Here is a 17,887-nt window from a genome sequence, read left to right on the forward strand (position 1 = left end):
ATGCCACGGCTCGCGCCGGTGACGACGACTGTGTCCCCGTCCATGTCGTGGCTCTTCGTCGGTCAGCCCCATGGGAGTTCCCCCTCGCTCACCGTCAGTTCGGTGTGTGAACTACCAGCAAACCATACAGGTGAGGTTCCAGCTTTATACAGTTTCGTCACTATATGATATTTAATGAGTACGCTGGAGGGGACGTCCATCGACGTCGTCGGCGGAGGCTTCGGGGGATTGTCGACGGCCTGCTACCTCGCCGACGCCGGCGCAGACGTACGGGTACTGGAGAAGAACGGACAGCTCGGCGGCCGTGCCAGCCGGTTCACCGCGGACGGCTTCCGCTTCGACATGGGGCCGTCGTGGTACCTGATGCCCGACGTGTTCGAGCGATTTTTCGGCCACTTCGGGAAGGCTCCGGAGGATTACTACCGGCTCGAACGGCTGGACCCGCACTACCGCATCTTCTTCAAGGACGGTGACGAGGTCGACGTGCCGGCCGACCGCGACGCCGTCCGGGAGATCTTCGCGTCCTACGAGGACGGTGCCGGCGAGGCGTTCGACGAGTACCTCGCAGAGAGCGCGTCGAACTACGAACTTGCGATGGAGAACTTCGTCTACGAGGACCGGCCCAGACTCAGAGACTGGGTCGACCTGGACGTCATCAAGGCGGCTCCAGTCGGGCTGAAGCTGCTCGGCAACATGCAGGGCCACGTCGAGGACTACTTCGAGAACCCCAAACTCCAGCAGATCATGCAGTACACCCTCGTCTTCCTCGGGGGTGCACCGCACAACACGCCCGCCCTCTACAACATGATGAGCCACGTCGACTTCAACCTCGGCGTCCACTACCCCGTCAAGAACGGCAGCGGGGACCAGATCGGCGGCTTCGGCGCGGTCGTCGACGGCATCGTCGAGCTGGGCGAGGAACTCGGCGTCGAGTTCGTCACCGACGCGCCGGTGGCCGAGATCACCCGCCGGAAGGACGGCTTCCTCGTCGCGACCGAGGACGGCACGGAGTACAACCCCGACCTCGTCGTGAGCGACGCCGACTACGCCCACACCGAGCGCGACCTCCTCCCCGCGCACGAGCAACAGTACGACGACGACTACTGGGACTCGAAGACCTACGCGCCCTCCGCGTTTCTCCTCTATCTCGGCGTCGAGGGCGACGTGGACCCGCTGGCCCACCACACGCTCGTCCTCCCGGAAAACTGGGACCCGCACTTCGAGAAGATCTTCGACGACCCGCAGTGGCCCGACGATCCGGCCTACTACGTCTGCGTTCCCTCCGAGACCGACGAGACGGTCGTCCCCGACGGCGACCACAGCAACCTCTTCGTGCTCGTCCCCATCGCGCCTGATCTGGAGGACGGGCCGGAAGTGCGCCAGCGCTACCGCGACGAGGTGCTGGCGGACATGGCCGACCACACCGGCGTCGACGTTCGGGACCGGATCGTCTACGAGGAGCGGTTCTCGGTCTCGGAGTTCGCCGACCGATACAACTCCATCCAGGGCACGGCGCTGGGGCTGGCACACACGCTCCGCCAGACCGCGCTCTTGCGCCCGCCGCATCGCTCGGACGCCGTCGACGGGCTGTACTTCACCGGCTCGTTCACCACGCCCGGCATCGGCGTCCCGATGTGCCTCATCAGCGGGGAACACACCGCTGACGCCATCATACAGGACAGATGACCGACGGCGCTCTCGACGTCCGGACCCGACTCGAAGCGGTCACCGACTACCTTCCCTCCGAGGAGACGCCGCTGGGGTATCTGTTCTGGCTCTCCCGCCCCCGGTTCTGGCTGTATCTCGGCGGCCCGGTCATCGTCGGGGCGACCTACGCGGCCGACACCGTCCCCGAGCTGTTCGCACCGATTCCCGTGCTCTTGCTCATGTTCTTTACCGTCCCGGCGAACGTCTTCCTCTACGGCGTCAACGACGTCTTCGACGCTGACGTCGACGAACTCAACCCGAAAAAAGAGGACAAGGAGGTCCGCTACCAGGGCCGCACCTGGGTCGTCGCCGTCGTCGTCGCCAGCGGCCTGCTCGGACTGCTGTTCGTGCCGTTCGTTCCGACGGCGGCCGCGCTGGCGCTGGGACTCTGGTACTTCCTCTCGATCGAGTACAGCGCGCCCCCGCTCCGGTTCAAGACGACGCCGCTGCTGGATTCGATCTCGAACGGCCTGTACATCCTCCCCGCTGTGGTCGCCTTCACCGCCGTCGCCGGCGAACTGCCGCCGACGCTCGCCGTCGTCGCCGGGTGGCTCTGGACGATGGGCATGCACACGTTCTCGGCCATCCCGGACATCGAACCCGACCGCGAGGCCGGCATCACGACCACCGCGACAGTGCTCGGGAAGCGTCGCACCTACGCCTACTGCGCGCTCTGCTGGCTGGCGGCGGCCGTCATCTTCTGGCAGGTCCACCCGTTCTTCGGCGGCCTGCTCGTCCTCTATCCAGCCCTCGTCTTCGGGATCGCCCGGTCGAACATCGACGTCGACGACGCCTACTGGTGGTATCCCGCCATCAACACCCTCACCGGAATGGCGATGACGCTGGCGGGCCTCTGGGTACTCGTGTTCGGCTATGGCGGTTGAGAGTATGACCCGCGAGCGGGTCGAGACGCGACTGGACGACCTCGTGCGGGAGAACCGCTTTCTCATCGCGGTCGTCTTCCCCGCGATGGGTGCGCTCTTGCTCGTCGCCAGCGCCGAGTCCCTGCTCCCCGGACCGCTCAACTTCAACCCGTATCTCATCCTCTTCGGGACGCTCGTGATGCGACTCCCGCTCGTGGCGGGCGTCGCACCGCTCACCGACCGGCGGGCGCTCCTCGCGATGGGGGCGCTCACGGTCTACTCCTACGGTATCGAGTACGTCGGCACGACGACCGGCTGGCCGTACGGCGAGTTCGCCTACGGGATCGATCTCGGGCCGATGCTGTTCGGGGAGATTCCCCTCGGACTGCCAGTCTTTTTCTTCCCGCTGGTCCTGAACAGCTACCTGCTCTGTCTCCTCCTCCTGGGCGACCGGGCGAAACAGTGGTTCGTCCGGCTGCCCGTGGTGATCGCGGCGGTCATCGCGGTCGACCTCGTGCTCGACCCCGGCGCGGTGGGCCTCGGATTCTGGGCCTACGACGCCGGGGGCACCTACTATCAGGTCCCGTGGTCGAACTACCTCGGCTGGGTCCTCTCTGCGACCGTAGCCGTCGGACTGTTCGACGTGGCCTTCGACCGCACCGCGCTCATCGCGCGGGTCCAGCGCTGTGAGTTCATGCTCGACGACCTGGTGAGCTTCGTCATCCTCTGGGGGTCGATCAACGCCTACTTCGCGAACTGGGTGCCCGTGGCGATCGCCGGTCTGTTCTTCCTCGGTCTGGTGCAGATCGAGCGCTTCGACTTCGCGGTCGTACGGACGGTGCCGCTGATCGGCGAGAAGTTCTGAGGGGGGCTGCTGTCAGTCCCGTTCCCGCTGCTGGGCGATGCGCTGGAGCGCATCGGCGATCGCCTCGACGGCGAGGAGGAAACGCCACCCGACGTACAAAAAGCCCGCCAAGACGACGGGAAACAGAACCAGAAGCGGGGTCTGAACAATGAACAGTGCGTACCCGAGCAGGACCGCGAACAGCAGGACGCTACCACCGAACCAACTGGACGGAATCGGGGGCGGGGAGTAGCCAGCCATTGCCGTCACAAAACACGTTTGACAGAAATAAGTTCAGTCTTCGTGAACCCAAGTACGTGAGTGTCGACCCCTCCGGATGAGTCACTGCGTCGGGACGGATTCGGGCGGCTCGAACCCCGGCGAGTGGGCCGGGACGTCGCCGATGGTCGAGACGCGCTCGAAGACGGCCTCGGGATCTTTGTTCCAGATCCAGTGCCAGCGGGTCTTCGCGACGAGCCACGCCTTCCGGGTCGTCGAGAGTTGCGGCGTTTCCGAGAGCACGTCGAAATCGCGCTTGCGGATGAGTCGGTGATGGTCGGCGTACAGCACGGCGGCCAGCAACACGGCGAACTGGCAGTCCTCCGGGAGGTATTTGATGCCCGCGACGCCCTCGCGGTACAGCTGTTCGGCCCGGTGGAGTTCGTGACGCATGGCCGAGCGGAACCCCTCGGACAGTTCGAGATCCTCGATCTGTTTCTCGGTCACGCCGTACTGCTCGTAGGTCTCGGCGGGGAGGTAGATGCGGTCGCGGTCGACGACGTCCTCGCGAACGTCCCGCAGGAAGTTCGTCAGCTGGAAGGCTTCGCCGAGAGCGCCGGCGTGCGGCCGAGCGACCTCGGGGTCCTCGGTGTCCATGATGGCGGTCATCATGTAACCGACGGCCGACGCGGACCCCTGCATGTACGCTTCGAGTTGATCGTAGGTCTCGTAGCGGTTCGTTTCGATGTCAGTCAGCATCGCGTCGACGAACAACTCGACGTCCTCGTCGGTGATGTCCGTCTGGCGGCGAACCTCGTCGAACGCCGTCAGTACGGGGTCGTCGGTCTCCCGCCGGCCGAGCGCTGCCTCCCGGATGCGAACGAGTTCGGCCTCCTGCTCGGCGGGCGTGTAGTCGTTGTCTTCGTCGTCGACGACTTCGTCGGCGATCCGGAAGAACGCGTAGAGCACGTACGTCTTGTGTCGGACGCGCTCGGGGAGGAGCCGCGTGGCGTAGTAGAACGTCTTTCCAGTCCGTCTGTGAATCGCCTTGCTCTGTTCGAGGGAGTCGTTGCGTACCATTACGTGTCAGCTTCGCCGAATCGTAGCGGTCTCTGGACGCCCCGTCCGGGGCGACGTCGGCTATCCATTGCCATCCGTCAGCTTACCTGACCGGAGGGTTCGCACCACGTTAAGGAACATACCTTACTGGTTGGTATTCGAGAGCGTCAGGTGCGCACTCATCTCGACGCGCACGGGGACTGTCCTCTCCTGGCAGTCGATGCGATGGACCTACGGGCTGAAGCCCCCTCAAGATAGGTTCCAGCTACGCCCCGCATGCGTTCCCGGTACATACGACCGGAAGGTCTTTTGCCGGTCTCTAACGTACGGTCGCGTATGGTCCGAGAGCAGCTCCAGACGGCAGCGGACGACCTCCGAACGGCGATCGAATCGGCAGAAGACGACGCGAGCGAACGGCTGACGGAACTGGCCGAGAAACTCGACGCGCTGGCGACGGACGATCGCGGGCCGGACCACGGCAGCATGGCGCGCATCCAGAACACGCTCAACGACATCAAGGAGGACGTCGAGGAGGACGCCGTCGAGGCGATCGACGACGCCAAAGCGAAGATCAGCGACTACCGGTCGACCGTCGAAGGCGTCTGAGGAAAGGCATGTTAGGAAGTACCAGTACCAAAACATTTTAGAGAACGGGAGGAGAGATTTCGCTACGATGAGGGGTGGCCAGCAGAGACAACCACGAGGGTTGCAGAAAGCGAACAGGCAGTTGCTGCTAGCGTCAGAACTGACGTACGAGGAGGACGTCGCCGAACGGTTGGCCGGCCTGGCCCACCAGGTTGGAGAACTCGCGTCGACCGACGCCACCGAGTCCGAGGCCATCGAGACCATCGGCGTGCAGCTACAGGATCTCCGCAGTGAGACTCACTCGGACGTCCACGACGCCATCGTCCGCGCGCAGGAGTTGCTCTTGCCCTACAGCCAAACGGTGTAACCGCCCGCCGAACGCAGTCCCATGTTCCGTCTGCTCACCCACGAGCGGTGACTATTCGTCCAGAATCTTCTCCGCCAGCATCGGCACGAACGTCCATAATCCACCTTTTTCCGCGTCGGGTCGCCTCCGGCGACCGCTCGCGCAAAAACGTGGGCGAAAAAGCGCTCGCTCACTCCGTTCCCGAGCGGTGACTACTCTTCGTCCAGAATCTTCTCCGCCAGCATCGGCACGAAGGTCCCGATGTCGGTGACCATCCCGACGGCCTGTGCGCTGCCGCGGTCGAGGAGCTGGGTGACCGTCGCCGGGTTGATGTCGACGCACACAGTTCTGGTGGTCGAGGGGAGGCAGTTCCCGACCGCCACCGAGTGGAGCAACGTCGAGAGCATGAGAACGAGGTCGGCCTCGTGGGCCTGTTCGCGAATGGCGTTCTGAGCCTCGACGGAGTCGGTGATCGTGTCCGGGAGCGGGCCGTCGTCGCGGATGGAACCCGCGAGCACGAACGGCCGGTCGTTCTCGACGCACTCGTACATGACGCCGGATTCGATCACGCCCGTTTCGACGGCCTCCTCGATGCCGCCGGCGCGGATGACTTCGCTGATGGTGTAGATGTGATGTTTGTGTCCCTTGCGAGGGTGGTCGAGCGACTCGGTGTCCATGCCGAGGGAGGTGCCGTAGAGGTCGCGCTCGATGTCGTGAACGGCGAAGCCGTTGCCAGCGGAGATCATGTCGACGAACCCTTCCCGGACGAGGCGAGCGAGGTCCTCCCGAGCACCCGAGTGGATGAGGGCGGGCCCACAGACAGCGAGCACCGTGCCGTCCTCGGCTTTGGTCTCCTCGATGGCCTCGGCGATGTTACCGATAGTCGTCTCGGAGGGGCGCTCCGAAGAGACGCCGCCCTGCATGAATCCGAAGGCGCCTTCCTGGTCGCGGGGACGCTCGGGGGGCTTGACGCGGATACCTGCTTCGCCGGTCACCACGAGGTCGTCGGCGTCGATGGCGTTGAGCACCTTCGTGTAGGCGCGCGGTTCGCCGTCGGGGCCGCCTTCGGGTTCCACGACGACGGCACAGTCCATCTCGACGTCCTCGACGGAGAGCCACTGGCCCTCGTAGCGGATCTGCGTCGGGTGGTTGGTCGTCGAGTAAAAGCCCTTGGGGACGACCTGATCTTCCGGGGCGGGTTCGAGCGTCGCGTCCTTCGGGTCGGCGGGATTGGCGCCGTTCTGGTGCAGTTCGTGGACGATCGACTGGAGCGTCTCCTGGTCGTCGGCAGTCACCAGGAGTTTGGCGTACGATTCAGCGTCCTTGTGGCGACCGATCTGGAACTCTTCGACCTCGAAGGCACCTCCCATGTCCATGATGATGCCGAACGAGGTCTGCATCATCCCGGAGTCGATGATGTGTCCCTCGAGTTCGACTTCGCGCGAGACTGTCATGCTCGAGAAATGGACGGACGGCGATAAGTGGGTTTGGGTCGAGCGTCGACCACGACGGCGGAACTAGGGAACGCCGGTTACAGCCTACATACTTTGGCACAACATTCATTATCGTCGTCGTACACGTTCCTGTACCGGATCCAACATATACACACGTCAACTATTGCTGGGCGTGTGTTGGTCGCAGACGAGACGGAGTCGGCCGCTGGGAGACAATGGGATTCGAATACACGAACTACGTCCTGCCGTACGTCGTCGCGGTGCTCGTCAACCTGGCGCTGATCGCCAGGCTCTGGCGGTACCGGAACCGCCGCGCAGCCAGGGGCTTTCTGTTCGACGTCAGCGGGATCGTCCTGCTCTCGGTGTGTAACGCGTTGCAGTTGCTCTCGACGACCGTCGGGGCCAAGCTCTTCTGGTGGAACTGGCGGTTCGTCCCGATCACGTTCATGGCTGTCGGCTACATGCTGACGGCCGTCGAGTACACCAACCGCGACCACTGGCTCACCTACCGGACGGGGGCAGCACTCGCAGCGGTTCCGATCGTCACCCAGGCACTCATCTGGACCAACGACAGTCACGGGCTGTTCTACGGGTACGCGTACGACGAGGCGGCGAACCTGCTGGTCCCGCAGTTCGGACCGCTCTACTGGCTGTTCGCAGCGTTCGTCGTGGGCTGTCTCGGCGTCGGGATCTATCTCCTCTTGGATCTTGCCCGGACACAGGTTGCGTTCACCAGGCAGGCCACGATCCTGCTCGGGTCCATCCTGCTCGTCCTCGCCGGGGAACTGCTCTGGTGGTTCCACGTCATCCCCATCGATCCGGCCCCGCTGACCAGCACCGTCAAAGTCGCGGGCTTCCTGTTCGGCGTCGCTCGCTTCGAGTTGCTCGACATCGTCCCCGTCGCCCGGAAGACGGTCATCGAGAACATGCGCGACGCGGTGTTCGTCGTCGACCGGACGAACCGCATCGTCGACGTCAACCAGGCGGGCAAACGGCTGGTCGGCGACGGCGACGTCGTCCGCAACGCCATCGACGAGGTGTTCGACGCCGAGACGATTCGGGCCCACGAAGACATGCGTGAGGGGCAAACCGAACTCACGCTGTCGCTCGACGGCGAGCCGCGACACTTCGACTTCCAGATCTCACCGCTCTCCGCCGACGGAGCCGCCCACGGCGGGCGGCTGTTCGTCTTCCGCGACGTCACCGAACGCAAACGCCGCGAAGACGAACTCGCGATCCTCAATCGGATCGTGCGCCACGACATCAGAAACGACATGTCCGTCATCGACGGCCGCGGCGCGCTCTTGGAAGAGTACGTCGAGGAAGGCGGCCAAGAACACCTCCAGAAGATCCGCAAGAGCAGCCAGCACGTCGTCGAGCTGACAGACAACGTGGGTACGCTCATGGAATCGATCGCGAGCGAGCAGACGATGGAGGTCGAACCGACTGCCCTCAGCGCGGTCCTCGAAACGCAACTGGATCGCGCCCGGATGCGTCACGACGCAGCCGAATTCGTCGTGGAGGGCGCGATTCCCCAGAACAGTCTCGTGACGGCGAACGAGATGCTGTCGTCGGTGTTCACCAACCTGTTCAACAACGCCGTCAACCACAACGACTCGGACGCGTGTCGCGTGACCGTCTCGGTCACGGAGACGCCCGCTTCGGTTCGCGTCGAGGTGGCAGACGACGGGCCGGGAATTCCGGACGAGAAAAAAGACGACATCTTCGGCCGTGGAGCGAAAGGACTGGACAGTTCCGGGACCGGCGTCGGCCTGTACCTCGTCGATACGCTGATCGACCACTACGGTGGCACGATCACCGTCCGCGACAACGAGCCCACGGGCAGCGTCTTCGTGATCGAACTCCCCCGGGCAGCCAGCAGGCAAGCGCAGTCACAGCCGGTCGACAACCGGTGAGCGCTCCGCGTCGAGCGCACCGGGACGGTCGGGACGGTGCCGCCGAGTCCCGACGACCAGAGGGGCGACGCGCCGGCGATCACGGCTACTCACCCGACGTGACAGTCCACGCGCCAGGCCACGTCGTCGGTCGCGGCACGCAGGTGCTCGAACAGGCCGCGCAAGCCCGGCGAGTCAGTGGCCGGGAGGACGTGGAGCCGGACTGTCCCGTCCCGGATGCTCACCCGGAACACGTCGCCCGTCGCCTCGTCGTTGACGAGATACAGCGGCATCGGGAGGTCGAACCAGTCGCCGTACGTGTATCGCTCCCCGGCGAGCACCCCTTCGACGATCGACTGGAGCCGATCGTCCGACTGGGCCGGCGTCGGGGTGAGCGAAAACACCGTCTCACCCTCGTACTCGACGCCGCCGCTGTGTGGGTAGCGCCGCTCTGGCCGGCACGGGATGGCGAACTGATCCTCGGTCCCGTCGTCTGCATCTGACACGATATCCGCCTAGCAAGAGATATGATGTCATCCCATTTAAGAACGTGGCTGCGACGGGTGCGTCTCCGTACGTTCGACGGGGACAGTCCGCCGTGACAGTCGGGATAAAAGCCGGCTACGGTCGGTGAAACGTGTAACGGAGTCGGCCCCCGTCACCGTCGATTGCGACGGTCAGTTCGCCGCGGTCGTGGTCGAACAGGAGCGTCTCGACGCCGTCGCGTTCGAAGGCGTGGAGCGGCATCCCCGTTTCGACGGTCCCGTCGCGCGTGACGACGACCTTCGCGTTCGGAAACTCACAGATGACGCGGTCGTCGGTCACCGTGAACTTCCCGCCCTGGCAGAACTCGTCGAGGTGGTCGACGACCGTCTCCCACTCGGCGAGTTGCACCTGGTCGGCACCCCCATCCGGCAAACAGGTTCCTCCTGCCGGCTGTTCCATACTCGTACCTGTACGCCGTCGTGTATATGTGTGACGGCGCGTCTGACGCAGACACTGCGCCACAGTGCAGCCGGCCGACGCGCCGGTGTCGCGCGACGCCCCGCGCCGATCACGCGAAGAGGTCGTCGTGGCGCTGTGCGAGGTTCGTGTAGTCCCCGGAGCTGTAGGCCTCGAACACCGATTCGGGATCGATGTTCGTCTCCGCGAGCGGCGTGACCGACGCTGGCATGCCGCGAACGAACGACTCCGGTGGAACCTCGTACCCCTCGGGGACGACGGTTCCCATGGCGACGATCGAGCGTTCGCCGATGGTCGAGTCCGACAACGTGGAGTTGAACCCGACGAGACAGCCCTCCTCGACGGACGTGTCGTTGAGGATCACCCCGTGGCCGACCATCACGTGGTCGCCGACAGACGAGGCGTGTACCACCGCGTTGTCGCCGACGTGTGACTGCTTGCCGACGTGGACCGGGCCGACGTCGCCGCGGAGCACCACACCGGGCCAGACGCTGGCGTTCGCGTCCACCGTGACGTCCCCGACGACCGTTGCCTCCTGACTCACGTGTGCGTAGCCGTGAATCTCTGGAGTGGTCCCCTCGAACGCGTACTCGCGACTGTCCACCATACGACGCCGCAGGGAGTAGTCTACTTAAATCATTGGCTCGCTGGCACGTAGGTGGTTCCCAGAGCGGCGTGATACAGGCTCGAACTGCGACCGTCTGGGAGGGAACTGGTGGTCAGTTCGGGGCGTCAGCGACTGTCAGCAGCGGGGGCTGACATTGGAGGCGCGGGCGCGCGTGCAGCGTCGTCCCGGCTCCTCTCGACAGACCGAGAAAGGTAAGCCCCCGGGGTGGGAATCACCGGGCGATGAAACTCGCACGGGCTGACACACCTGACGGCGTCGTCGAGGGCGAGTACGTCGACGGCGTGATCGAAACCGACGACGCATCGTACGAAATCGGCGAGGACGCGACGCTGCTCGCGCCGTGTGACCCCGACGTGCTGTTCTGCGTCGGCCGGAACTTCGGCGAGAAGGTCGACCAGATGGACTACGACGTCCCGGACGTGCCGGACTGGTTCATCAAACCGCCGCACAGCCTCCACCCGCCGGAACAGCCGATTCCATACCCCGAGTGGACCGAGGAACTGACCTACGCCGGCGAACTCGCCGTCGTCATCGACGAGGCGTGCCACGAGATCGACGAGGACGAGGTCGACGACGTGATCCGGGGCTACACCATCCTCAACGACATGGACGCGCTGGACCAGGAACGCCGGACGGCACGCAAGGCCTTCGACCACTCCGGCCCGCTTGGTCCCTGGATCGAGACCGACTACGAGCCGGTCGGCAAGGAGATGGAGACGACGATTAACGGCGAGCGTCGCCAGCACGACAACACCGAGAACATGTTCAACAAACCCCGAGAGGTCGTCGCCTTCCTCTCGGAGCGCTACACGTTCCGCCCCGGCGACGTCATCTCCTTCGGGAGCCCGGCCAACCCCGGCCTGGTCGAACCCGGCGACGAGATCGAGATTCGCTACGAAGGGATCGGAACGCTCCGAAACACCATCGAGTAATCGCCCGCCCGTTTTCGCGTTACTGTTCGTCTTCGATGTCGACGACGAGCACCGGCAGTTCGGCGCCCTCGACGACTCGTTCGGTCACGCTGCCCAGGGACGCCAACCGATCGCGCCCCGTCCGGCCGTGGGTCCCCATCGTGATCAGATCGATCTCCGCGTCGGCCGCGTAGTCGATGATCTCCTTGTGCGGAATCCCCTCACGGAGGTCGGAGACGACGTCGAGGTCGGAGTCCGCTAGCCGTTCGACCGCGTCGTCCAGCGCACGCTGGCCCTGCTGTTCGAGCGAGGCGGCGACGTCGTCTTTGGTGTCGTCGTCGGCCGCCAGGTACACCCGACGGTCGACCACGGACAGCACGTGCAACGTCGCGTCGTTGTCCGCGGCGATGTGTGCCGCGTGGTCGAGGGTCTTCGCCGTCCCGCTACTCCCGTCAGTTGGAACGAGTATCCTGTCGTACATCTCTGTAACGTCTCGGGAATTGGGGCGGCGCGTACTTGAAACAGGAGCCCGGTTCCAGGCGAGTGAGAGGACGCCGGCACCCGACGTGCGACGCCAACCCCCGGTCGAGAGACGTGTCAGAACGCGTATCCTGTATTCGAGAACAGGTCACGTGGGAAACCGGGACCAGGGAACGCGGACCCACCGCATAAGCGATCGTACTTGTTTACTCAGTTGTGTATAGCGATACAAATACGGTGACGGGGGCACACGGTACAGGCACGATTTCAATGAGAGCGGAGATTCACCAGACGTTCGTGGGGCTGCCGGCGTCGGGTCGCGAGGTGGGGCGATGACGAGCGACGAGCCGGTGCGGCTGGAACTGTACGTCAGGTCGCTGCTGGCCGAACAGGCGCGAAGCCAACAGGACGAAGTCATCGAGCGGCTGAACGCGCTCAAGGACGACGGTGCCATAGACGAGTTCCAGGTCGTCATCTGGGGGCGGCAGGCGCCGGCCTCACCGGCCCAGGCGCGAACCGACGCGGGCGTGTTCGTGCTCAACCGCGTGGCGGTCTTCTCGGAGTGGGCGGCGGCCAACGGGCTCTCCGTCGACGAGCACTTCGAACACCGGAGCGTCGAGTCCAGCATCGTCAACGAGTCCTATCAGGCAGTGCGGTTCCCCGTCATGACGCTCGCCGAGTATCACGGCCAGGACCTCGCGTTCGTCGCCCCCGCGACCGAGCAGGACGCGACCCACACGGTACGTGAGCGTCTCGCTCACATCGAGCGGGAAGACCAGCAAGCGGCGGGCACCGACGAGTTCGAGCGGTTGAGCAGCGCCTACTCGGAACCGCCGCGGCAGTTGACGCTGGCCGGCAGAGACGGCCCCCACGTGACCGGCGTCTGAATCTGCCAGGGGTCTACGGGAGCCGTCGACGAGTCCGTGTTCACCGGTGGCGGAACGCGTAACTGTGCTCGTCGCCAACTGCGAAGTATGTCCCAGGACGCCAATCAGGATCTTCCGGAGACCGACGAGGAGTGGCGCGAGGTTCTCACCGACGAGGAGTACCGCATCCTCCGCGAAGCGGGGACGGAACCGAAGTTCAGCGGCGAGTACGTCGACCAGAAAGCCGACGGAACGTACGTCTGTGCCGGCTGTGGAACGGCGCTGTTCGATTCCGACACCAAGTTCGAGTCCGGCTCGGGGTGGCCGAGTTTCTACGAGGCGGCCAAGGACAACGTCGAGACGCGACTCGACACCAGTCACGGCATGCGACGGACGGAAGTCGTCTGTGCGACCTGCGAGGGCCACCTCGGCCACGTCTTCGAGGACGGCCCGGACCCGACGGGCAAACGCTACTGCATCAACTCCGCCGCGCTCGATTTCGAGTCCGAGGACGAGTAAGACTGTTTTCCGCGCGCTCACTCGATTCCGCCGGCACCGCTCGGTGCGTCACCCAGGTCGTACCTCTCGCTCTCGATACCGAGTTCGTCCAGTGCCGCTTCGAGGTGGCGCTCTTCGGCGTACTCCGCGCCGTCGTCCTCGCGGAGCCGCTGGGCGGTCGCCAGCACCTCGCCGCGGCGGTCGTCGGGCACGTCGAATTTGTCGGTCGCCAGTTCGATCACGAGGCCGTTGTGGTCGCGGGTGTACAGCGAGTGGAAGATGCCGCGGTCGAACTCGTTGAACCCTTTGCCGGCGTCCGCGAGCGCGTCCTTGACCTCGGCGAACCGGTCGGGATCGACGCGAAAAGAGAGGTGGTGCACCGACCCGACGCGGTGGCGATGGGGCGCGGGGTTCGAGTCGCGGTCGTCGCGCACGAAGAAGGTGAGAATGCGGCCGTCGCCCGTGTCGAAAAACAGGTGCGTCGTCTCCGGGTCGTCGAGGTTGGGCTGGCGCAAGACCAGCGGCATACCGAGCAAATCGCGGTAGAACGCGAGCGTGTCTTCCTCGTTGCTCCCGATGAGCGTGATGTGGTCAGTCCCGCTCACGTGCATCGGGCTCTCGGGGATTTGGGCCGTCACTGCGGGCGAGTCGGATTCCTGCTCGTCGGACATACCCCGGCGTACGGACGCGCGCTACAAACACCTGTCCCGAATTGTGCCTGCCGACGTTACAGCTATCGGGCGATGACGCTCTCGGGGCCGTCGCGGGACCTGGATCGTGGTACACGTTATCAAGAGTTCCAGACAACTTATCCGTGCTTCGCTCGTAGATAGAGTATGAGTGAAGAATCCGGGCGGCGGAATCTCCGCATGCCCAACGATGACGAGGTATTCGCAGTCGTCACCCAACACAACGGTGGCAACCACGTCCGACTCCAGTGCGAAGACGGCAAAAGCCGGATGGGACGGATCCCAGGTCGAATGAAGTTCCGGACGTGGATCAACGAGGAAGACGTCGTCATCGCCGAACCGTGGGACTGGGACGACGACAAAGCGAACATCGAGTGGCGCTACGACGGCCGCGACGCCGACCAGCTCCGCGACGAAGGCCACATCCAGTAACGCAGCAGTCGCTGTCTGATGCAGTTTCTTCCATTTTCTCGACGCCGAGTGACGACGAGCGACCGCACTGTGGGTCGTCGAGCCGTTTCAGCAGGGGAACGGTCCGTCGCTATTCGACGCCCCTGTCCTGTCAGGGAGTCCGGGCGACACAGCACTTAGGTGAGACACAGGCGAACACGACCCATGGAGGCACCTGGCGAACTCCGTTCGGCCGCGGACAGCCACGACGAGATCACGATCGCTCGCCGCGAGTACGAGGACGAGAACGTCGTCGTGGTGGATTTCGGCCCCGCAGTCCATCCGTCGCTCGACGTCGTCGGTGACGTGGCGATCGTCGTCGCGGGCGACGATCAGTACGAGTTCGAGATTCCGCCAGATGCGTCGGACATCACTGTCAACGACGGAATGTTGCTCATCACGAGTGCACAGACCGACGAAAACCGCTAGCGGTCGACACCGCTCGGAATCGGAGAGACCACATGACAGTACGAGACGCTGAACTCAGAGCCGTGGTCAGACGCGACGTCGTCGACGTCTGGGGCGAAGGGGACGTCGACGTGCTCGACGAGATCGTGGCTCCGGACATTGTGATCCACGAGCCGTCGGCACAGGACGACGTCGAAGGGCGAGACAGCTACCGGGAACTCGTCGAGACGTATCGGACTGCGTTCCCGGATTACGACACCACCGTGGAAACGGTCACCACGGACGAAGACACGGCGATGGTACGCTACACCGCTCGGGGGACGAACGACGGCGAGTTCATGGGGATGGCGCCGACCGGCCGGTCGGTGGTCGCGACCGGTATGGAACAGTTCCGCGTCGCGGACGGGGTAATCGCCGAGAAGTGGTCGCTCTTCGATACGCTGGGACTGCTCCAGCAGCTCGACGTAGTCCCCGGTATCGAAGAACTGGTCCGGCGAGCGGCCGACAGCTGACGGCCCTCGCGAGTTCCCCGCCGAACGGTATGTCGGCGTCGCGTCGACACCCGCACTTACTCCAGATGGTGGTAGTCCAGTTCGTGTCCCTCGTCGAGAGCGGCCCGGACCTCGCTCGATGGTTCGGGCACGCCGCGGGTGTAGTGGTCCATCCCGATGACGCCGCGCCGGAACAGGACGTTGCGGTGCCAGTCGGGATCGGGCGCGTCGAAATCACGCCGGAAGTGCGCCCCGCGGGACTCCTCGCGAACGAGTGCACCGCGGAGAACGCCCTCAGCTAGCGTCAGCATGAACGAGAGGACCACGGCGCGCTCGAAGTCCCCGTCCGTCCGGTCACCCTCGACGCGGAGGTCGCCGGTCCGCTCGCGGAGCGCCCCCAGTTCAGCGAGACCGGTCTGGAGACCGTCCTCGTCCCGGATGATACCGGCGTACTCGTCCATGCAGGTCCGGAGGTCGGCGATGAGGGAGCCGGGCCGGACGGACCCGTCGGACGTGGCCAGGTCGTCGAGCGCGGTCATCGCTCGTTCGGCGTACGCCGCCATTCCGTCGGGTAGGGAAGGCGTCTCGGGGCGCTGACCGGCGAGGTGCTCGCCGACGACAGTTCCCATGGCGACGGTCTCAGCGAGGGAGTTCCCGCCGAGGCGGTTGGCGCCGTGGACGCCGGCCGCGGACTCGCCGACGACGTACAGCCGGTCGATTCGAGTCGCACCGGTCGTCCAGTCGACGTCCACGCCACCCATCGTGTAGTGGGCGGTCGGGGCGACTTCCATCGGTTCCGCGGTGACGTCGACGCCGAGCGACGCGAACCGCTCGACCATCGCCGGGAGCCGCTCTCTGACGTACTCGGCGTCGCGGTGACTGACGTCCAGGTACACCCCGCCGTTCTCGGTGCCGCGGCCCTCCCGGATCTCACGGGCGATGGCGCGAGCGACCACGTCGCGGGCGTCGAGTTCCATCTGGTCTGGCGAGTACCGCGCCATGAACCGCTCGCCCGCCGCGTTGAACAGGCGACCGCCCTCGCCGCGGACGGCTTCGGTCACGAGCCGGCCGGCCCAGTCCTCGCCGTAGCGGTCGCCCACCATTCCGGTCGGATGGAACTGGACGAACTCCAGATCCATGAGGTCAGCACCGGCTTCGTATGCCAGTGCCGGGCCGTCGGCCGTGTTCTCGTCGTCGCGCGAAGAGTGGCGGCCGTACAGCGCCGAGAAGCCGCCGGCAGCGACGACTACGTAGTCGGCGACGAACAGGACGAACTCGCCGTTCGTCAGGTCCACCGCGACGGCACCGTACACGCGCTCGCCGTCGGACAGCAGGTCGGTGACGAGCACGTTCTCGCGGTAGGGCACGTCGAGCGACTGTGCCGTCGCGACGAGCGTGTCGAGGATGGCCTCGCCGGTCCGGTCGCCGACGAACGCCGTCCGGCGGAACGACTGGGCGCCGAAGTACCGCTGGTTGATCCGTCCATCGGCGGTGCGGTCGAAGTCAGTCCCCCACGCGTCGAGTTCGCGAAGTTGGGCGGGCATGGCCTTCGCCACGGTCTCGACCGCGACGGGGTCGTTCAGGAAGTGGCCCTCTTTGAGCGTGTCCGCGGCGTGGACGGTCCAGTCGTCCTCGGGGTCGAGACTCCCCAGCGCGCCGTTGATGCCGCCGGCTGCCCAGATGGTGTGTGCGTCGCCGTGGGCTCGTTTCCCGACGACGAGCGTCTCGACGCCGCGGTCGACGAGTTCGATCGCCGTGCGGGCACCGGCTGCACCCGCACCGATGACCAGAACCGGCACGGACACCGTCTCGTAACGGGATCGCTGTACTGCTGTGTTCGCTGTGGCAGAGCTGCCGTCGCTCTCACCGGGTGGTTGCTGAGGTGCCATGTGAGGAGTATCACCGAATGCCGCCCGGGCGGCTATTCTGTCCTAATCTAGGCAACGGAAGTATATGAGCATCGCGCGTGGCGCGGGATAAGTTGCAGTATACCCAGTTCTGACGGCCAGCAGTGGTGGTTTCGTGGAAATCGTTGCAGGCACAGCGTGGTGGTCCCGGCGTCGGCGATCACCTACCGCTGCCAGACGGTGTGATTCCGCAGCGAAAAGACCAGGTCGTCCTCGACGGTCGCGGTCCGTCGCGTGGTGACGACGCCGCGGCTGTCGTTGTTCTCCGAGACGCGTTTGTCCTCGACGGTCAGCGAGACCGAAAGCGTGTCACCCGGCCGAACGGGCGCGGGCAGGCGCACGTCCTCGAAGTTTCCGGCGGCGACCAGGTCCGAGTCGCCGTAGAAGTGCTCGACGACGAGCGGTTGGGTCAGCGCGAACGTGTGGATGCCGCTGGCGATCAGGCCGTCGAAGTGTGATTCGGCCGCGGCGTCGGGATCGGTGTGGATGGCGAGCGGATCGTGTTCCTCGCCGAACGCGAGGATCTCCTCTCGCGTTGCCGAGGTCGTCCCGCAGTCGATCGTCTCGTCGACAGTCACGTCAGCGAACGTCCGATAACTCATCGCGTGAAGGCGAGGGTGTCAG

At 65.0% G+C, this 17,887-nt stretch carries 22 protein-coding genes; 12 read left to right on the top strand and 10 right to left on the bottom strand.

Going from position 1 to position 17,887, the window contains the following annotated elements; translation table 11 throughout:
- Window positions 1-174 precede the first annotated feature (174 nt).
- The 3 genes from ACFR9U_RS01090 to cruF are packed head-to-tail and all read left to right on the top strand — an operon-like array spanning window position 175 to window position 3,435.
- On the top strand, window positions 175-1,686 hold the full coding sequence (locus tag ACFR9U_RS01090) for a phytoene desaturase family protein (RefSeq protein ID WP_247378050.1): 1,512 nt from the start codon (window positions 175-177) through the stop codon (window positions 1,684-1,686).
- Window positions 1,683-2,591, top strand: a complete 909-nt coding sequence (locus ACFR9U_RS01095; RefSeq protein ID WP_247378052.1) for a prenyltransferase — start codon at window positions 1,683-1,685, stop codon at window positions 2,589-2,591. Before ACFR9U_RS01090 ends, ACFR9U_RS01095 begins: the two co-directional genes overlap by 4 nt.
- Window positions 2,581-3,435, top strand: a complete 855-nt coding sequence (gene cruF, locus ACFR9U_RS01100) for a bisanhydrobacterioruberin hydratase (RefSeq protein ID WP_247378055.1) — start codon at window positions 2,581-2,583, stop codon at window positions 3,433-3,435. Before ACFR9U_RS01095 ends, cruF begins: the two co-directional genes overlap by 11 nt.
- A gap of 12 nt (window positions 3,436-3,447) precedes the next feature.
- Here cruF and ACFR9U_RS01105 read toward each other — a convergent pair whose 3' ends face one another.
- Both ACFR9U_RS01105 and ACFR9U_RS01110 read right to left on the bottom strand, forming a co-directional pair.
- Window positions 3,448-3,675, bottom strand: coding sequence for a DUF8066 domain-containing protein (locus ACFR9U_RS01105; RefSeq protein ID WP_247378057.1), 228 nt, complete (start codon window positions 3,673-3,675; stop codon window positions 3,448-3,450).
- 81 nt (window positions 3,676-3,756) lie between these two features.
- Window positions 3,757-4,713 (bottom strand): phytoene/squalene synthase family protein, encoded by a 957-nt coding sequence (locus ACFR9U_RS01110; RefSeq protein WP_247378058.1) that lies wholly within the window; start codon window positions 4,711-4,713, stop codon window positions 3,757-3,759.
- 315 nt (window positions 4,714-5,028) lie between these two features.
- Between ACFR9U_RS01110 and ACFR9U_RS01115 the strand changes: the two genes are divergently transcribed.
- Window positions 5,029-5,298, top strand: a complete 270-nt coding sequence (locus tag ACFR9U_RS01115; RefSeq protein WP_247378060.1) for a DUF7553 family protein — start codon at window positions 5,029-5,031, stop codon at window positions 5,296-5,298.
- 67 nt (window positions 5,299-5,365) lie between these two features.
- Window positions 5,366-5,644, top strand: coding sequence for a DUF7553 family protein (locus tag ACFR9U_RS01120; protein ID WP_247378062.1), 279 nt, complete (start codon window positions 5,366-5,368; stop codon window positions 5,642-5,644).
- A gap of 191 nt (window positions 5,645-5,835) precedes the next feature.
- Here ACFR9U_RS01120 and ACFR9U_RS01125 read toward each other — a convergent pair whose 3' ends face one another.
- The gene (locus tag ACFR9U_RS01125; protein WP_247377552.1) at window positions 5,836-7,077 is read right to left on the bottom strand and encodes an ornithine cyclodeaminase, nickel-pincer nucleotide-dependent; all 1,242 of its coding nucleotides are present in this window, start codon (window positions 7,075-7,077) and stop codon (window positions 5,836-5,838) included.
- A 215-nt stretch (window positions 7,078-7,292) separates the two neighbouring features.
- Here ACFR9U_RS01125 and ACFR9U_RS01130 point away from each other — a divergent pair, with 215 nt between their 5' ends.
- Window positions 7,293-8,993, top strand: coding sequence for a histidine kinase N-terminal 7TM domain-containing protein (locus ACFR9U_RS01130; RefSeq protein ID WP_247377550.1), 1,701 nt, complete (start codon window positions 7,293-7,295; stop codon window positions 8,991-8,993).
- 89 nt (window positions 8,994-9,082) lie between these two features.
- On the opposite strand, the gene ACFR9U_RS01135 is transcribed toward ACFR9U_RS01130, so the two are convergent.
- The 3 genes from ACFR9U_RS01135 to ACFR9U_RS01145 all read right to left on the bottom strand — a co-directional run bounded on the left by ACFR9U_RS01135 (window position 9,083) and on the right by ACFR9U_RS01145 (window position 10,539).
- Entirely contained in the window at window positions 9,083-9,478 is a 396-nt protein-coding gene (locus ACFR9U_RS01135; protein WP_247377548.1) for a hypothetical protein, read from the bottom strand.
- A gap of 115 nt (window positions 9,479-9,593) precedes the next feature.
- Window positions 9,594-9,917: a hypothetical protein gene (locus tag ACFR9U_RS01140; protein WP_247377546.1), complete on the bottom strand. Its 324-nt coding sequence runs from the start codon at window positions 9,915-9,917 to the stop codon at window positions 9,594-9,596.
- Window positions 9,918-10,026: 109 nt separating this feature from the next.
- A complete protein-coding gene (locus ACFR9U_RS01145; RefSeq protein ID WP_247377573.1) occupies window positions 10,027-10,539 on the bottom strand; it encodes a gamma carbonic anhydrase family protein in 513 nt (170 codons plus the stop codon).
- Window positions 10,540-10,784: 245 nt separating this feature from the next.
- Here ACFR9U_RS01145 and ACFR9U_RS01150 point away from each other — a divergent pair, with 245 nt between their 5' ends.
- Entirely contained in the window at window positions 10,785-11,495 is a 711-nt protein-coding gene (locus ACFR9U_RS01150) for a fumarylacetoacetate hydrolase family protein (protein WP_247377544.1), read from the top strand.
- Between the two features lie 19 nt (window positions 11,496-11,514).
- Here the strand turns inward: ACFR9U_RS01150 and ACFR9U_RS01155 are convergent, their stop codons facing one another.
- Complete coding sequence (locus tag ACFR9U_RS01155) at window positions 11,515-11,955, bottom strand: universal stress protein (protein WP_247377542.1); 441 nt, start codon at window positions 11,953-11,955, stop codon at window positions 11,515-11,517.
- Between the two features lie 331 nt (window positions 11,956-12,286).
- On the opposite strand from ACFR9U_RS01155, the gene ACFR9U_RS01160 reads away from it, so the two are divergent.
- Complete coding sequence (locus ACFR9U_RS01160; RefSeq protein WP_247377540.1) at window positions 12,287-12,841, top strand: HTH domain-containing protein; 555 nt, start codon at window positions 12,287-12,289, stop codon at window positions 12,839-12,841.
- A gap of 87 nt (window positions 12,842-12,928) precedes the next feature.
- On the top strand, window positions 12,929-13,339 hold the full coding sequence (msrB, locus tag ACFR9U_RS01165) for a peptide-methionine (R)-S-oxide reductase MsrB (protein ID WP_247377538.1): 411 nt from the start codon (window positions 12,929-12,931) through the stop codon (window positions 13,337-13,339).
- A gap of 17 nt (window positions 13,340-13,356) precedes the next feature.
- On the opposite strand, the gene ACFR9U_RS01170 is transcribed toward msrB, so the two are convergent.
- Window positions 13,357-13,989 carry a VOC family protein gene (locus tag ACFR9U_RS01170; RefSeq protein ID WP_247377537.1) on the bottom strand — a complete coding sequence of 211 codons (633 nt, stop codon included), beginning with the start codon at window positions 13,987-13,989 and terminating at the stop codon, window positions 13,357-13,359.
- Between the two features lie 165 nt (window positions 13,990-14,154).
- Here ACFR9U_RS01170 and ACFR9U_RS01175 point away from each other — a divergent pair, with 165 nt between their 5' ends.
- The 3 genes from ACFR9U_RS01175 to ACFR9U_RS01185 all read left to right on the top strand — a co-directional run bounded on the left by ACFR9U_RS01175 (window position 14,155) and on the right by ACFR9U_RS01185 (window position 15,377).
- On the top strand, window positions 14,155-14,439 hold the full coding sequence (locus tag ACFR9U_RS01175) for a translation initiation factor eIF-1A (protein WP_282594228.1): 285 nt from the start codon (window positions 14,155-14,157) through the stop codon (window positions 14,437-14,439).
- A gap of 183 nt (window positions 14,440-14,622) precedes the next feature.
- The gene (locus ACFR9U_RS01180; protein ID WP_247377535.1) at window positions 14,623-14,886 is read left to right on the top strand and encodes a DUF7127 family protein; all 264 of its coding nucleotides are present in this window, start codon (window positions 14,623-14,625) and stop codon (window positions 14,884-14,886) included.
- 32 nt (window positions 14,887-14,918) lie between these two features.
- The gene (locus tag ACFR9U_RS01185) at window positions 14,919-15,377 is read left to right on the top strand and encodes an ester cyclase (RefSeq protein WP_247377533.1); all 459 of its coding nucleotides are present in this window, start codon (window positions 14,919-14,921) and stop codon (window positions 15,375-15,377) included.
- 56 nt (window positions 15,378-15,433) lie between these two features.
- On the opposite strand, the gene ACFR9U_RS01190 is transcribed toward ACFR9U_RS01185, so the two are convergent.
- Entirely contained in the window at window positions 15,434-17,245 is a 1,812-nt protein-coding gene (locus tag ACFR9U_RS01190; RefSeq protein WP_247377531.1) for an L-aspartate oxidase, read from the bottom strand.
- A gap of 182 nt (window positions 17,246-17,427) precedes the next feature.
- On the bottom strand, window positions 17,428-17,865 hold the full coding sequence (locus tag ACFR9U_RS01195; protein WP_247377528.1) for a MaoC/PaaZ C-terminal domain-containing protein: 438 nt from the start codon (window positions 17,863-17,865) through the stop codon (window positions 17,428-17,430).
- Window positions 17,866-17,887 lie beyond the last annotated feature (22 nt).

Source organism: Halorientalis brevis (assembly GCF_042678165.1).
GTDB lineage: Archaea > Halobacteriota > Halobacteria > Halobacteriales > Haloarculaceae > Halorientalis > Halorientalis brevis.